Below are 16930 nucleotides of genomic sequence, written 5' to 3' on the forward strand. Positions count from 1 at the left end.
TGGAAGACTGGAATCGCTATAGCAGCAGGCAGAATGCACGGAATTCTGAATCTCAATAAACCGGCCGGCAAGACATCACGTGATGTGGTTAACATCATCCAGCGATTGGTGCGCCCAGCCAAGACAGGGCACGCCGGCACGTTGGATCCGCTGGCGACCGGAGTGCTGGTTTGTCCGGTGGGTCACGGTACGAAGCTGATCGAGTTCATTCAGCGAATGCCCAAGACGTACGAGGTGTGCTTTCTGCTGGGACGGCAAAGCGATACCGAGGATATCGAAGGCGATGTGCAGCTGCTCGACGATCCTCCTCAGCCCTCACGCGACCAGGTCGAAGCCGTGCTGCCCATGTATCTGGGAACAATTCAGCAAGTGCCCCCGGCCTTCTCGGCGTTGAAAGTCGCGGGCAAGAGGGCCTACGATTTGGCTCGCCAGGGAAAGGAAGTGGAACTGGCCAGCCGCGAGATCGAAGTCTACGCGATCGAGATCCTGGCGTACGACTATCCGGAACTCCGGATGCGTATCAAGTGCGGCAGTGGTACGTATATTCGTTCGTTGGGACGCGACATCGCGCGAGACCTGAGGACCGAGGCGATCATGTCCGAGCTAGTCCGCACGGCGATCGGCAGTTTTGAAATCGCGGACGCCTTTCAGCCAGACGATCAGTTAAGTCGCGGGAAGTTGGCCGCTTCGCTGCAGCCAACCTCGTTGGCGGTCTCGCAACTGCCCCACGCAACGGTGAGCCAGGAAGAGATCCTCCGGCTGGCCCAGGGGAAGTTGATCGAAGTCTCGGTGCCTGCGGCTGCAGAGGAAGTCGCCGCGATGACCACCGCTGGCGAACTGGTCGCGGTGCTTGTGCCTGGCAAAGAGGGCGGGTGGCGGACGATTCGCAACTTTGCCAACGACTACCTGTAACGACTGTATCGAAAGTGCGGCACGTTTCGGATCTGAGCGTTAGCGAATCGCGCTTATGGCCGAAAAACGAACTGCGGCCTCATCGCTAGCAGTGCCGAAGGAGGAAAGTGGAGCGCTGTAACGCGAGTGTGAGCTCGGGTCAGTTGCTATCGATCTCCCCAGTTTCCCGGCACCGTGCATGTTCGAAGAACGAAGTATCCAGCGAGACTTGATCGCCATTGGATTGTCTGCGTTGACAATCTTCTTGGCGTTGTCGCTGCTGTCGTATCGCCCGGATGATGCCATCGGCGAGCTGCCTGCTCCATTCTCTGCGATCTATCAGCCTGATCAGGTCGCGTATCCACAACCGCACCAGGTGCACAATCTGTGTGGTGGCGTTGGAGCGCTGGCAGCTGATTTTCTACTAGTGACCCTGGGAGTCGGGGCTTACTTCGCTGTGGTCAGCATGGCCGCGTTCGATGTCATTCTATTGATGCGGAAAGAAATCACGTCACCAGCTGCCCGTCTGATTGGCTGGCTAATGACCTTGATGGGCATTACCACGCTGGTAACGATCGTTGCTCCCGGTGCTTCGCCTGGTCCAATCAGTAGCTCCGGCGGACGGCTGGGCCTGATCGGTCAGCAATTCTTGAGCGAGCACTTCGCAACGACCGGGGCGGTGATTCTGTGCCTGGCGGTAACAGCGTGTGGTCTGCTGCTGTGTACCGAGTACGAGCTGGTTCGTCTCACGGTGTGGAGCTTCCTGAAAGCCAAGGAAAAGACACAAGCCGGAGCGGCTGCCTGGAAGACGCGTCGCGAGCGTCTGAAGGAAGAACGCAAGGCAAAGCTATTGGCCGAATTTGGCCTGGATGGTGAAGAGGGAGAATACGAAGAAGAGGACGTCGAATACGACGAACAGGGCGTCCGTATCAAGATCGGTGGTCGTCAGATCAAGACCGACGTCGACGAAGAGATTCCGTTTGAAGATGGCGAAGAGGTCTTCGAAGAGGAAGCTGCCGGCGACGAAGAGGAATACGAGGAAGAGGAGTACGAAGAGGAAGAAGAGATCGACGAAGAAGTCGAAGAGGAACTCGGCGAAGAAGAAGCGGACGAGGAAGTCCCCATCACGCGCGTCGAAAAGCCGGAAGAAACGGCGCTGTCGGTCAAGAACCGCAACAGCAAGAAGCAGCAGCAGGACGATGCCCGCAAGAACGTGATGAGCGAGCTCGACAATGCTGCCAATGGCCAGACCAATCCCAAGAACTACGAGCTACCTCCGATCGAGCTGTTGATCGAGAGCGACGACTTCTCGTTCGACGAGCAGGAACGCGAAGTCCGCAAGAAGGCCAAGGTCCTGGAGAAGACGTTCCTCAACTTCGGCTTCAATGTGAAGGTGGTCGAAATCGAAACCGGCCCGGTCATTGCCCAGTATGAAGTCGAGCTGGAAGCCGGTCTGCGTCTCTCGAAGATCACCGGTCTGGCCGACGACTTAGCGATTGCCCTGCGTGTGCCGAGCGTGCGTATTGTGGCCCCAATCCCCGGTAAGAATACCGTCGGTATCGAAGTGCCTAACGACGAACGCCAGATGGTTCGCCTGCGCGAGGTGATGGAAGAAGCCAGCGGTCGTATCGGCAAGATGAAGGTGCCGATCTTCCTGGGTAAAGACGTCTCAGGCAACTCGCTCGCGGTCGACTTGGCTTCGATGCCTCACCTTTTGATCGCCGGTCGTACAGGTACCGGTAAGTCGGTCTGTTTGAACGCGCTGATTACTTCCATCCTGATGACGCGTCGCCCGGATGAAGTGCGGATGCTGATGATCGACCCGAAGATGGTCGAACTCTCTTGCTACCGCACGCTGCCGCACCTGATGCATCCAGTGGTGACCGATATGAAGAAGGCCGAAGCCATCTTGGCTTGGGCGGTCGAGAAGATGGAAGAGCGTTACCAGCTGCTGGCCCAGGTCGGCGTGCGTCACTTGAGCGCCTTCAACGCGCTGGGTGAAGAAGAAATCTGGGATCGCATGGGTGCCGAAGACGAGGGTGAACGTAACAACGTCGCGACACACCTGCCGTACATCGTAATCGTGGCGGACGAAATCGCGGACATGATGATGACGGCCGGCAAAGAGGTCGAGCAGCACATTATTCGCCTGGCCCAGAAGTCGCGTGCGGTCGGTATTCACTTGATCCTAGCCACGCAGAAGCCAACGGTCGATGTTATTACCGGTTTGATCAAGTCGAACTTGCCGGCACGTATCTCCTTCCAGGTTGCCAGCCGTACGGACAGCCGCGTGGTGCTCGATGAAATGGGTGCCGACAAGCTTTTGGGTAACGGTGACATGCTCTTCCTCTGGCCAGGCACCTCGACCCTGATGCGTGGTCAAGGTACGTACCTGTCCGACGAAGAAATCAACCGCGTGGTCGAGTTCGTGAGTACTGGCGAACAAGACTTCGTGAAGGAACTCGTTCAGCTGAAGGTCGAAGACGGCGCGACCGCCGACCCGGCCAAGATGAAGAAACGCGACGATCTCTACGAGCAAGCGGTCGATGTGATCGTCGCCGAGCAGCGCGGCAGTGTGTCGCTACTGCAGCGAGCTTTGGGTGTGGGGTACGGACGTGGTGCCCGGCTGATCGACTTCATGGCCGAAGACGGAATCGTGGGACCGTACAACGGATCGCAGGCCCGCGAAGTGATCATCACTCCAGAAGAGTGGGAATTGATGAAGTCGGGACAATCGACCGGCGGCGCTGCGGCGAGTGAAGAGGTCGAAGAAGAAGCCCCTGCGCCAAAAGCGAAACGCTCGAACAAGATTCGTCCGCACCTGGTGGAAGACGAAGAGGAAGAAGAGGAAGTCAACGAAGAGGCCGAATACGAAGAGTACGAGGAAGAAGAAGCCGAATACGAAGAGGAAGACGGCGAAGAGGCGGAGTACGAGGACGAAGAAGAAGCCGAATACGAAGACGGTGAAGAAGCGGAATACGAAGAGGAAGAGTACGAAGAAGAGGACGCCGAGTACGAGGAAGAAGAATCCGAAGAGGAGTACGAGGAAGAGAAAGAGTACGAGGAGGAAGACGACGAAGAAGACGGCAAGTACTACGAAGAGAGTGCTTAGCGTCAAGCTGAAGTCGTGCCTGCTACACGAGTTACAGCATCACATGCTTTGTCCGTCAGTATCGCCGATCGACGCCGCAGCGAAGGATTTGCTGACCCGACACATCGGCCCCCACGAAAGTTCTGGAAAGCAAAACGAGCCTGACGGTATCGCCGTGTGTCTTTCGCAAAGTGGGAGAATCCTGCCAGGGGGCGACAACGAGCCACAACTTGACAGTTCTTATTGCCACACCTAAACTTACGACTTCAAAAGACTTAAAAATAGCCCTTCGGGGATACCATGTTGCAGCCCGTTACTGACATTACCGTAGTAAGCACGATTAGCATTGTGGGAGTACCCACAACCTCGGCGTAGGGACTGCGAACACGAATGATTCAAAGGTAAGCCCTGACGCCAAAACGGTTTCAGGGCTTTTTTGTTGAACCGATGCTTCTGGCTTGCCCAGGCGTATTGGTCCCACTTGAGCGGATCGCCCCATGAAAAAGATTGAAATCTACGACACGACCTTGCGTGACGGCGCCCAAGGAGAAGGCGTCAGCTTTTCCCTGCAGGACAAGCTGGCCATTACCGAGCGTCTGGACGAAATCGGGGTCGATTTCATCGAGGGGGGCTATCCTCTTTCTAACGAGAAAGACGCCGAATACTTCCGCCGTGTCCAAGAGATGGACCTGAAGCAGATCAAGGTCTGCGCCTTTGGCATGACGCGTCGCAAGGGGATGGACGCCAAAGACGACCCCGGTATGCAGGCCCTGCTCAACTCGGGCGCGCCCGTGCTGACGATCGTTGGCAAGACGCACGACTTCCACGTGACCGACGTCTTGCGGGTGACCTTGGAAGAGAACCTGGCGATGATCGAGGACTCGGTCGGCTTGATGGTGACCGAGGGACGCGAAGTCATCTACGACGCCGAACACTTCTTCGACGGCTGGAAGGCGAACCCCGCGTACGCCGCTCAGACGATTCAATCCGCCGCCAAGGCTGGTGCTCGCATGGTGGTGCTGTGCGATACCAACGGCGGCAGCTTGCCCGAAGAAATCGCCGAACTGACCAAGGCCGCGATCGACGCCTTGAAGGAGTTTGGCGTACCGGTAGGGATCCATACCCACAACGATGGCGACCTGGCTGTTGCCAATGCCTTGGCCGCAGTCGATGCCGGAGCCCAGCAGATCCAAGGAACCATCAATGGTTTCGGCGAACGCTGTGGCAACGCCGACTTGATTTCGTGCGTGGCAAACCTCGCGCTCAAGAAGCAGGGCTATGAAGTCCTTGGTGGCGATGGACTCGAGCATCTGACCGAGCTGTCGCGATTCGTCTACGACACGGCCAACGTCAATCGACGTAACAATCAGGCCTTTGTGGGCCAGAGTGCTTTCGCTCACAAGGGCGGAATGCACGTGCACGCCGTGAACCGGGCAGCTTCCAGTTACGAGCACATCTCGCCGGAAGCCGTCGGCAACGAACGCCGCGTGCTGGTGAGCGAACTTTCGGGTCGCTCAAACATCATGGCCCTGACGACCAAGATGAATATCGAGCAAGACCGCGAGGTCATGGACAAGATTCTGGCCAGCGTGGTCGAACTGGAAAACCAAGGCTTCCAATTCGAAGCTGCCGAAGCGTCGTTTGAACTTTTGGTTCGCAAGACCTTGGGAACGTTCAATCCGCACTTCAGCACGCTCAAGTACCACGTCGAAGTCGAAGACGTCGTCCACCATCAAGACCTGGAGCTAACCACCGAGGCGACGGTCAAGCTTGATGTTGCCGATCGGATCAAGCACGAGGTAGGTGAAGGGGATGGCCCGATCGACGCGCTGAGCGCAGCACTGCGTAAGGCGCTGCTGGAAACCTATCCGAACCTGAACCAGTTGAAGCTGGTCGACTACAAGGTCCGCGTGGTCAACAGCGAAGCAGGCACGGCAGCTCGAACGCGTGTACAGATCGAATGTAGCGACGAGCACGACGTCTGGGGAACCATCGGCGTCAGCGAAAACATCATCCAGGCCAGCTGGAATGCGTTGGTCGATGCGGTCGAATACAAGCTGCACAAGGACGAAGCGGCAAACGAAAAGCCGACTAATCCTGAAGTCGCAGCGACGAATTAGCCAGTCAAATTGAAGGCGGAATCGGCAAGGGATTCCACCGCCGTCATTCATGTCCCTTCGTCCCGACTTACCCGGGCAAGGGAACTGAAAACTGAACAATCACACCGAAAACTAAACACATAGCGAGTCATACTGGTGGCGTTTTCCGCTCAGGATATTCCCAATCGATTTGATTTTTCGATCTCGCCAAAAATCTACGAATACTGGGAATCGCAGGGATTCTTTCATAGCGAGCCCGACCCCAATCGCGAGCCGTTCACGATCGTCATCCCGCCTCCCAACGTGACTGGGGCGTTGCATTTGGGGCACGCGCTCAACAACACGCTGCAAGACGTGTTGATTCGTTACAAACGCCTGAAGGGCTTCAACACCCTGTGGATGCCAGGCACCGACCACGCCGGTATCGCCACTCAGGCCGTCGTGGAACGCCGGATCTTCGAGTCGGAAAAGAAGAGCCGACATGACCTGGGGCGTGAAGAACTGGTCAAGCGTATCTGGGATTGGAAAGACCAGTACGAAAAGCGCATCCTCGGCCAGCTCAAGCGGCTCGGCAGTAGCTGCGACTGGGAACGAACGCGATTCACGCTCGACGATACATGTGCTCGGGCGGTGCGTCGAACCTTCTATGATCTGTTCGCCAAGCAGTGGATCTACAAAGGTAAGCGGCTGGTCAACTGGGATACGTTCCTGCAAACGGCCGTGAGTGACGACGAGGTGTTTCACGAAACGACCGATGGTAGTTTCTGGCACTTTAAGTACCCGGTGATCGACCCGCAGCCCGGCGAACCGGAGTTTGTGACGATTGCCACCACGCGTCCCGAAACGATGCTGGGTGATACGGCGGTGGCCGTGCATCCCGATCCGGCTAAGGCCCTCGACTCGATCGAAGCCGAGCTGAAGCAGAAGCTCAAGGAAGCCCCTGGCAAAGAGAAACCAGCAGTTCAGGAACAACTGGATCAGATTGTCGAGCGGCGCGAGTCGATGCTACCGCAGTTGATCAAGCTGCGTGATATGGCCCTCGCTGGCCGCAAGCTGATGCTGCCGCTGGTCGATCGCGAGATTCCACTGGTGGCCGATCAATGGGCCAAGCCCGAACTCGGTTCCGGCTGCGTGAAGATCACGCCTGCTCACGACCCCAACGACTATGAGGTGGGTCGCCGGCAAGAGTTGCCAATGATCAACATCTTGAATGCCGACGGTACGATGAATGAGACGACCGGCGAGTACGTCGGGCTGACCATTCCCAAGGCGCGGCAGGCTGTGGTCGAAGATCTCGACAAGCTTGGCCTCTTGGAAAAGATCGAAGACCGCAAGATCGAGCTGGCCTATTCCGATCGTAGTAAGACCCCAATCGAGCCTTACCTGGCCGACCAGTGGTTCATCAAGATGGACCAGCTGTCCCAAAGCGCCATGGACGCCGTGAAGGATGGTCGCGTGAAGATCTTCCCGTCGCGATACGCCAACGGCTACCTCGACTGGTTGAGCGAAAAACGCGATTGGCCTGTCAGCCGCCAGCTGTGGTGGGGGCATCAGATTCCGATCTGGTCGCACGAGTGCACCTACAAGGAAGAGCACGAAAAGCTGATCGCGAAGCTCGAAGCCGACCCCGACATTAAGAGTGGCAAGGCCAACTTCCAGGTCGAACGTGACGAAGAGTTGGAAGTGGCCGAGAAGTCAGGCACCATCCAAGGCGCCGTCCGCGTTGCCATGCCGTACTCTCAAGTGCACGTGTGCATTGCGGACGAAGACGAAGCACTCGCCAAAAAGTACGAGGCCATGGGCTTTGTGCGCGAAGAAGACGTGCTTGATACCTGGTTCAGTTCGGCATTGTGGCCGCATTCAACCCTGGGCTGGCCGGAACAGACGCCAGAACTGGCTTACTACTACCCGACCAGCACCCTGATCACCAGCCGCGACATCATCACGCTGTGGGTGGCTCGCATGGTGCTGGCTGGTCTGAACAACATGGGCGAAGTGCCGTTCCGCGAAGTGTTCATTCACCCAACCATTCTGGATGGTCTGGGCGAGCGTATGAGCAAGTCGAAGGGGAACGGCGTCGATCCGTTGGACGTGATCGACAAGTTCGGTGCCGACTCGCTTCGCTTCGGTTTGGCCTACCTGACCACCGAAACGCAAGACGTGCGTATGCCGGTGCAGTTCGAGTGCCCGCACTGTGATGCACTGATCGATCAGACGAAGAAGAATCGTCAGCTTCCACGCGTCGAGTGCAAGAAGTGTGGCAAGCCATTCAGTACGCAGTGGGCCGAAACCGAGGAAGACAAGGCCCTCCCACGTGGTCCCGTCGTGAGCGAACGCTTCGAGCTGGGACGTAACTTCTGCAACAAGTTGTGGAACGCTGCCCGGTTCACGATGATGAACCTGGAAGGGTACACGCCAGGCAACGTGTCGCCGGAAGAGATGCAACTGGAAGACCGCTGGATCCTTTCGCGGCTATACACGGTGAGCCAGGAAGTGACCAAGTGCTACGAGAGCTACGGCTACGCCGATGCGGCTCGAGCAACCTATGACTTTGCTTGGGACGAGTTCTGCAGCTTCTATGTGGAAATCCTTAAGGAACGCTTCCAGGACGAAAGTCAGCGGGCAGAAGCTCAGCGCGTGATTACTTACGTGCTCGATGCGATGCTGCGTCTGCTGCACCCGATCATTCCGTTCATCACCGAAGAGATTTGGCAAACGCTCGGCAAGATCGCTCCTGTGCGCGGGATCGAATCGCCTGTCGAGGCGACCGAAAGCATCATGCAGTCGACCTGGCCCGAGATCGATTCCAAGTGGGAAGACCGCTCGATCGAACGCCAGTTCTCCGTGTTCCAAGAGACGCTCGGCAGCCTGCGTGAGATTCGCAGCCGTCAGAACATCGCTCCTAAGGACACGATCGAGTTCGTCATTCGTTGTGACGAGCCGACCGCCAAGCTGTTGGAAACGATGTCGCCGTATTTCCTTTCGATGGCCAACGCCAAGAGCTGCGGTCTGGGTAAGGATGTGGTCGTGCCGGAAACCAACGCCACGATCACGGTCGGGGATATGGAGATCTTCGTCGACCTGAAGGACTTCATTGATGTCGAGGCCGAAATCGAACGGAACGAAAAGCTGGAGCAAAAACAACTGCAATTGGTGACCAGCAAAGAGAAGAAGCTTGGTAATGAAAGCTTCGTTTCTCGTGCGCCGGCCGATGTTGTGGCCCGCGAACGTGAGAGCCTGGAGCAAGCGAAGCTAGAGCTCGCACGCACCCAGGCCGCTTTGGCGAAGCTACGCGAGTCGGCCGCAAAGTAGATCGACCGCCAAGCAATCGACACGAGCCGACTCTGGTGGCTCGTGTTACTTCATCAGGCCGATCGTCTCGATGATAAACGACGCATGAACCACAATGGCCAAGCCAAACTGGTGGTGCGTTTTGACCGTGATGTAGTCTCCTTTCACGGTGTTATGCACGAAGCGTTGGCCATGGACGACTCCCATGATCATGGGGGCCGTGCTGTCAGGACGTGAGGTGTAGACGGGGCCGCCACTGTCGCCACTGAAGATGTCGCTGCTTACGTAGAACGTCTTCGTCTTTTGTGTCGGCAGCAGAGGGAAGGTCGCGATTGGTCCATCGCGAAGAATCGGAAAGCCTGCTTCGCTTGCTTCTTCCCGGTGGGGGTAGCCAAGGAAGACAATCTGTTTGCCAGGGTGAACGTGGGTTTGTCTTAGTTCTTCATCGGTCGCCAACAGATCGGTGGAAACCAGCGCCAGGTCGGCGCCCTCTGGTGGCGTTACCGCGATCACGGCGACATCTTCACTGGGGTGCTTCGTCCAGAGCGCCTTCTCATCTTTCCGAATGCTGAGCTTGGTCGGCAGCTTCTTGTACTCACCCTCGGCGACCTTGCTGCGGAAAATGATGGTTGTTTCATTGCCAGTCGTCTTGTCGAGGACATGGTTCGCCGTCACTAGCAAAAAGTTTTTGCCTTGATCGGGCGTCAAGATGAAGCCGGTCCCGGTGGAATCGCTATGACTGAGTTTCACCGTGGCACGCAGCATCTGCGTGTTCAGGTCTTCGACCTCGGCCTGTAGCGATGATGATCCGAGCAGGAACAAGGTCAAACAGGACAGAAAGAGCAAGCGTGAAAATGTTCGTAGCATAGCGGGCAAATCTGGGTTCACGGTGTGACGGCCTGGCAGGGACAAATCTAGTCGGGGGCATAGGGAAGGTAAATCAGCACTGGGTGGTCAGATTACTACTGTAATAGGAATGTATACTTTTGCGAATGGCTGTGGTGACCGTTAAAAGTCTTTTCTTCCGATCTGAACCTTACGACTTGCCAGACTGAACTAGATTGGGGACTGTTCCCACGAGAAACTCCAGGGATATAATCGAGTACCTTGAACGAGAATTCCCTGAAGAAGATCAGATCCCCTTATGCCGATCCAGATGGAACTCTCGCGGATCATTATCAGCGAGATTAACGACCAGCAGGTTATCTACTTGAAGGAAGTGGACGGAGATCGCCAGTTTCCGATCATGATTGGTATCTTCGAAGCGACCAGTATTCACCGCCGCGTGAAGGACTTCGTCCCGCCTCGCCCGTTGACGCACGACTTGATCGTCAGCATCGTCGAGCGTCTGGGTGGCGAACTGGACAGCGTCATTATCAATGACCTGAAGGAAGGAACCTACTTTGCCAACCTTCGCGTGAAGGTCGATGGCGAACTGGTTTCGATTGATGCCCGTCCTTCCGACGCCATCGCCGTAGCGGTTACCAGCCAGCCACACCTGCCGATTTACGTGGAAGAGCACGTTCTGGAAGAATCGGAAGTTTAGCACTTCCTCGCCAAGTGACAGAAGAAAAGGCCATCGTTTCCGGTGGCCCTTTTCGTTTCTGCTTGGTTCGCGACAGATCTTATGAGACAGGCCGACGCATTCACGTGTCCAGTAACACGTCCTTGAATGCGGCTTCCAACGCTTTCAGGCCTGGCTGCCCTTCGTGTTCGTCGACGATGACGTTCACACGGACTTCCGAGGTGCTGATCAGGTCGACGTTGATGCCGGCACTACTGAGGGCCTGGAACATGCGGACACCGACACCGGTGTGGCTTCGCAGGCCGATACCGCTGACCGAAAGCTTGGCCGCTTCGCGGTTGCCTTCGATTTCTCCCTCGCCCATCTCTTGGACGACTTCTTCCAACGCCGCATAGGCCTTTTCATAGTCGGCCACTGGGCAGGTGAAGCTGAGGTTGGCGCTGTCGTCACGACCGACGTTCTGAATGATCACGTCAATGTTGATCGCCTTCGAGGCAACTGCATTAAGCACCTGGGCGGCGATCCCTGGCCGGTCGGGCACACGACGAACCAATAGCAGGGATTGGCTGCGGTCGAGTTCGATGTTGTCGATAGCCAGGTCTTCCATCTCACGAAGCCGCTGAACGACGATCGCCGGATCGGTCACGTCGCGAACGCGCACCGAGCTGACTTCGGTCGGCGAATCTTCGGGCGTGATGTCGAGTTCGAAGCCGTTGTGAACGGCCTGTAACGCTCGCTGAGCATCGGCTTGGCTGACCAGGACCGAAATCTTGATTTCAGAGGTTGAGATGGCCTGGATATTAATGCCTTCTTCGGCAAGCACGCGGAACATCTTGTCGGCGACGCCAGGAACCGTAGCCATCCCCAGACCAACCACCGAGACCTTCGAGACATGTTCGTCGTAGGTGACGTTCTCTGGCTGAAGCAGTTCGGAGGCTTGCTTGACGGCGTCGAGCGTAACTTTCAGCTCTTCCTGAGGGACGGTGAAGCTGATGTTGGCTTTGCCGTCCTTACTGATGTTCTGGACGATCATGTCGACCGAGATCGCTTTGGCCGCGATGCGACTGAACAGTTCCAGCGAGATTCCCGGTTCGTCCGGAATGCCTTCGAGCGTGATCCGGGCTTCCTTCTTGGTAATCGCCGCGCCACTGACCGGGCGTGTACCGGATTCCGGGTCGTGGACGATCAGCGTTCCAGGGACATCGGTGAAGCTGCTACGAACGTGGATCGGCACGCCGAACTTCTTGGCGAACTCGATCGAACGGCTGTGCATCACACCGGCACCCAGGCTGGCCAGTTCCAACATTTCGTCATAGGCAATCTGCGGAACGCGGCGAGCGTCGGGCAGGACGCGCGGGTCGGTCGTGTAAACGCCATCGACGTCGGTGTAGATTTCGCACGTGTCGGCATCCAACACAGCTGCCAAGGCGACCGCAGTCGTATCGCTACCACCACGGCCAAGGGTCGTGATGTTGAGATTCTCGTCGATACCTTGGAAACCAGCGGCGATGACGATATTGCCGTCATCCAACAGCTGTTTGACGCGGGACGTTTCGATCGAGCGGATACGGGCTTTGGTGTGGGTGCTGTCGGTGCGGATACCGATTTGAGCACCAGTCAGGCTGACGGCCTTCGAGCCGAGCGCGTCGATGGCCATGGCCATCAAAGCGACACTGACCTGCTCGCCGGTCGAGAGGAGCATGTCCATCTCGCGAGCGGGTGGGTTGTCGCTTACTTGCTGGGCGAGGTCGACCAGGACGTCGGTGTTCTTACCCATCGCGCTAACAACCATCACAACCTGATGGCCTTCTCGCTGGGCGCGAATCGCTTTTCTCGCTGCGGAAACAATCTTCTCGCAGTCGGCGACGCTAGTGCCTCCAAACTTCTGAACAATCAATGACATGGGATCGTGTCATCCGTAATAAATTTCGACTTGGCAAAGATACTAACTCTGACAACCGCCAGGAGTCAGCGTTTTAAACGCCGAGGAAGTATGGCATCATCTTCCAGCCTTCGTCGAAGCTTAGCGACGAGGCGTTGGCGTTGCGTTCGTTGTAAGCCTCGAACGCGTCGGCTTCGATGCCGCTACCGCACATGGTCAGCGGGACAAAGCCGTGGCTATGGGTTTTCGTACGACAGAACGTCGGATGGTCAGGCAGCACGATCATCCGGTAATCGCCATACTTCTTCAACGCATTATGCAGTGGGCCGACGATCTTTCCGTCGATCGCTTCGAGGGCCTTGATCTTCTCTTCGATATCCCCTTCGTGCGAGGCTTCATCTGTTGCTTCGACGTGCACGCAGATCACATCGGTCGAATCCAACGCGTCGATCGCATACTGCCCCTTGGCAGCGTAGTCGGTGTCGGTGTAGCCGGTGGCACCGGGAACTTCGATGCGGTCCCAGCCGATCAGTGCTGCCAGACCTCGCAGCAGGTCGACTGCTGTGATCATCTTGCCCGTCTTGCCGTACAGCTCGTTGAACGGCGTCAGAGCAGGGCGGCGGCCCAGGCCCCATAGCCAGATGTTGGTTGCCGGAGGTTTGCCTTCGGCGATCCGTTTCTTGTTGACCGGATGATCGGCGAACAGTTCGACGCTGCGACTCATCATGTCGGAAAGCCAATCGCTGCCCAGTCCACGCGGATAGCTATCGGCAACCGACTTATCGCTCAGGTCGTGTGGCGGTGTCGTACGGGTGTCCATGCTGAACGGGGCAGGGCGGCCCTGGCCGCGGTAGACCAGCAGGTTGCGGTAGCTGACGCCAGGGTGGAACTCGACTCCTTCACCGGCCAGTTCTGCCTGGGCCGATTCGAGCAGGGCCTTGGCTTCTTCCGACGAGATCTGCCCGGCGGTGAAGCTCTTCATGATCTGGTCTTCGATGGTGACCAGGTTGCAGCGGACAGCCCAGTCGTCGGCACCCAATTGAATACCTTGAGCCGCCGCTTCCAGCGGGGCGCGGCCGGTGAAGTACTCCAGCGGGCTGTAGCCGAGCAGGCTCAGGTTCGCCACGTCGCTACCAGCAGGCAAATGCGCGGGGACGTTATCGGCGCGACCGACGACGCCAGCTTTGGCAACGGCGTCCATGTTCGGGACGTTGGCAGCTTCCAGGGGAGTTTTACCGCCGAGCGACTCTTGAGGTTCGTCGGCGCAGCCGTCGGGAATGACAATCGCGTACTTCATTTTTCCCGAATCTCCTTGTTGGGGTTGGGCATGACCGAGATATGGGGTTCCGCCGGCATCCTGCCAGAGCGTACCTGGTTTACGTTTGCTAAATCGAACCCGCGTCTACTGTGCCGCTTGCCGGCACATGCTTATCAACGCTTTGCTAGTCCTGAACCAGCATCTTGCGAGCACCCGGTTTGACCGTGGGCATTTTGCTGATCACTTCCAGCGCGCGAGCCGCTTGGCCCTGCGTGGCCATGTGCGTCATGATGACCAGCGGCGTGTAACTCTTGGTGTCGCCGTCGAAGTTCTCTGGCTCGTGCTGAATCACCGAGGCGATCGAAATGCCTTGTTCGCCCAGCACGCGGGCAATTTCGGCCAGCACGCCTGGACGGTCTTCGACGCTGAAGCGGAAGTAATGTCGGCCGCGAATCTGATCGGGCGAGCACATCTGCACGTCGCTGTGGTTCTCGGTGAACAGCTTGAGCGTACGGAAGGTCAGGGCCGTGCGTCCGACGGCCATATCGATCATGTCGGCGACCACGGCGGAAGCGGTTGGTTTCTGACCGGCACCTTGCCCGTAGTAGAACAACGGTCCGACCTGATCCCCTTCGACACTGATCGCGTTGAAAGGACCACGCACTTCGGCCAACGGTTCGCCGGCGCGGATCAGCGATGGCGATACATGTAGTTCCAGCCCGTCGTCGCTCAGTTGGGCCGAGGCCAACAGCTTGATGCGATAGCCGAGCTCTTTCGCAAAGCGAATGTCGACCGGCAGCAGTTTGTCGATCCCTTCGCGGGGAATCGATTTCCAATCGATTTTGATGCCGAAAGCAATGTGGGCGAGGATCGCCAGCTTTTGGGCGGCATCGGTACCGTCGACATCCATCGTCGGATCGGCTTCGGCGTAGCCAAGTCGTTGGGCTTCTTTAACGGCCCACTTGTAGCTTGCCTCTTGTTCTTCCATGGCCGAAGCGATGAAGTTGGACGTGCCGTTCAAGATACCGCTAAGCGAACTGACTTGGTTCGCCGTCAGACACTGGCTGAGATTCGTAATGATCGGAATCCCACCGGCCACGGCGGCGTCGAAGGCGATGCTACGGCCCAACTCGCGGGCTCGGGCAAACAACTCGGCACCATGCTCGGCGATCAATGCTTTATTGGCGGTAACAATATCTTTACCGCTTTCCAGCAGCTGCAGCATGATGGTTCGGGCGGGCTCGATCCCCCCAATCAACTGCGCCACGACCTTGATTTCCGGGTCGTTGGTGACTTCGCTCAGGTCGTCTGTCAGCACGCCGTCGGGTAATTCGCAGTCGCGATCTCGATTGAGATCGCGAACGACGGCTTTCTCTAACCATAGGGTAGTGCCCGCGTTACGTGCCGTGCGGTCACCATGGTCGAGTAGGATTTTAGCGACGCCAGCTCCGACGGTTCCTAAGCCGACGATGGCGACCTTCGTTTTGTGCATTGGTATGGACAAACGCTATGAGGATGAACGAAATCGATGGTGAAAGGGATCATCCTAGGTTGCCTTAGGCCGACTAGTCAACTGGGCTAAAGTTGTTGCCCGCCAATAGGTTGGGCCAAGCTGCGCGTCATTTTGCGCAGCTTGGGGAAGGTGGTCCCTTGGGCGGCATGGGAAGTTAGAGTCCCAGCTCCTCTTTCACGGCCGCGAATTGCTCGACGGCGAACTTCAATTCTTCGATCGAATGCCCAGCCGAAACCTGAGTGCGGATGCGAGCTTTGCCTTGCGGAACGACCGGGTACGAGAACCCAATCACGTAGATTCCGCGCTTAAGCAGCCGCTCCGAGAACTCGGCCGCGACCTTGGCGTCGTAAAACATCACCGGCACGATCGGGTGTTCGCCTGGCAGCACATCGAGCCCCAGCTTGGCGATCTCTTCGCGGAAGAACTTGGTGTTGGCTTCCAGCTTGTCGCGGAGTTCGGTCGAGCTTTGGATCAGTTCCAAGGCTTTCAGCGAGCCAGCGACGATCGGTGGGGCCAGCGTGTTCGAGAACAGGTAAGGTCGCGAACGCTGACGCAGCAGGTCGACGATTTCCTTCCGGCCGCTGGTGTAACCGCCAGAAGCACCACCGAGGGCCTTGCCCAGGGTCCCGGTGATGATGTCGATACGATCGATCACGTCGTGATGCTCGTGCGTTCCCTTGCCGGTCTTGCCCATGAAGCCGACGGCATGCGAGTCGTCGACCATCACCATCGCGCCGTATTTATCGGCCAGGTCGCACAGGTCCGGCAGGTTGCAGATGTAGCCATCCATGCTGAAGACGCCGTCCGTCGCGATCAGCTTGACGCGTGCGTCGGCGGCTTCTTTCAGCTTGGCCTCGAGGTCGGCCATGTCGTTGTTCTTGTAGCGGAACCGCTTCGCTTTGCAGAGACGAACCCCGTCGATGATGCTGGCGTGATTGAGCTCGTCGGACAGGATGGCATCTTCGGGGCCGAGGATCGTTTCGAACAGCCCGCCGTTGGCATCGAAGCAGGACGAATAGAGGATGGTATCCTCCATGCCCAGGAACTTAGAGATTTCGTCTTCCAAGTCTTCGTGAGCCTGTTGCGTTCCACAAATGAAACGGACGGAAGAGAGCCCGTAACCCCAGCGATCGAGACCGTCTTTGGCGGCGGCGATGATCTCGGGATGATCGGAGAGACCCAGGTAATTGTTCGCGCACATGTTCAGCACATGCTGCTGCTGAGGCAGGTCGATTTTCGACTTCTGCGGCGAAAGAATCGTACGCTCGCTCTTGTATAAGCCCGCTTCACGGATCTCGTCGAGGATACCTGAGTAACGCGACTTTACTTCTTCATTCCACATCGCAATGTCTCGTAATCTTGTCCCCTCTCCCTTGAAGG

At 57.4% G+C, this 16930-nt stretch carries 10 protein-coding genes; 5 read left to right on the forward strand and 5 right to left on the reverse strand.

What is annotated here, in order from left to right; genetic code table 11:
- Window positions 1-33: 33 nt before the first annotated feature.
- The 4 genes from truB to PSR63_RS23240 all read left to right on the forward strand — a co-directional run bounded on the left by truB (window position 34) and on the right by PSR63_RS23240 (window position 9393).
- The gene (gene truB, locus PSR63_RS23225; protein WP_274328064.1) at window positions 34-912 is read left to right on the forward strand and encodes a tRNA pseudouridine(55) synthase TruB; all 879 of its coding nucleotides are present in this window, start codon (window positions 34-36) and stop codon (window positions 910-912) included.
- Window positions 913-1090: 178 nt separating this feature from the next.
- Entirely contained in the window at window positions 1091-4003 is a 2913-nt protein-coding gene (locus PSR63_RS23230; RefSeq protein WP_274328065.1) for a DNA translocase FtsK, read from the forward strand.
- A 476-nt stretch (window positions 4004-4479) separates the two neighbouring features.
- Window positions 4480-6102, forward strand: coding sequence for a citramalate synthase (cimA, locus tag PSR63_RS23235; RefSeq protein ID WP_274328066.1), 1623 nt, complete (start codon window positions 4480-4482; stop codon window positions 6100-6102).
- A 132-nt stretch (window positions 6103-6234) separates the two neighbouring features.
- On the forward strand, window positions 6235-9393 hold the full coding sequence (locus tag PSR63_RS23240) for a valine--tRNA ligase (protein WP_274334232.1): 3159 nt from the start codon (window positions 6235-6237) through the stop codon (window positions 9391-9393).
- 45 nt (window positions 9394-9438) lie between these two features.
- On the opposite strand, the gene PSR63_RS23245 is transcribed toward PSR63_RS23240, so the two are convergent.
- Entirely contained in the window at window positions 9439-10239 is an 801-nt protein-coding gene (locus PSR63_RS23245) for a trypsin-like serine peptidase (protein ID WP_274328067.1), read from the reverse strand.
- 277 nt (window positions 10240-10516) lie between these two features.
- Between PSR63_RS23245 and PSR63_RS23250 the strand changes: the two genes are divergently transcribed.
- The gene (locus PSR63_RS23250) at window positions 10517-10918 is read left to right on the forward strand and encodes a bifunctional nuclease family protein (protein ID WP_274328068.1); all 402 of its coding nucleotides are present in this window, start codon (window positions 10517-10519) and stop codon (window positions 10916-10918) included.
- A 100-nt stretch (window positions 10919-11018) separates the two neighbouring features.
- On the opposite strand, the gene PSR63_RS23255 is transcribed toward PSR63_RS23250, so the two are convergent.
- The 4 genes from PSR63_RS23255 to PSR63_RS23270 form a co-directional block, all read right to left on the reverse strand.
- Window positions 11019-12800, reverse strand: coding sequence for an aspartate kinase (locus PSR63_RS23255; RefSeq protein WP_274328069.1), 1782 nt, complete (start codon window positions 12798-12800; stop codon window positions 11019-11021).
- Between the two features lie 73 nt (window positions 12801-12873).
- Window positions 12874-14076, reverse strand: a complete 1203-nt coding sequence (locus PSR63_RS23260; RefSeq protein ID WP_274328070.1) for a cofactor-independent phosphoglycerate mutase — start codon at window positions 14074-14076, stop codon at window positions 12874-12876.
- A 145-nt stretch (window positions 14077-14221) separates the two neighbouring features.
- Window positions 14222-15529 (reverse strand): homoserine dehydrogenase, encoded by a 1308-nt coding sequence (locus PSR63_RS23265; protein ID WP_274328071.1) that lies wholly within the window; start codon window positions 15527-15529, stop codon window positions 14222-14224.
- A 175-nt stretch (window positions 15530-15704) separates the two neighbouring features.
- Window positions 15705-16892, reverse strand: coding sequence for a glycine C-acetyltransferase (locus tag PSR63_RS23270; RefSeq protein ID WP_274328072.1), 1188 nt, complete (start codon window positions 16890-16892; stop codon window positions 15705-15707).
- Window positions 16893-16930 lie beyond the last annotated feature (38 nt).

Source organism: Bremerella sp. P1 (assembly GCF_028748185.1).
Lineage (GTDB): Bacteria > Planctomycetota > Planctomycetia > Pirellulales > Pirellulaceae > Bremerella.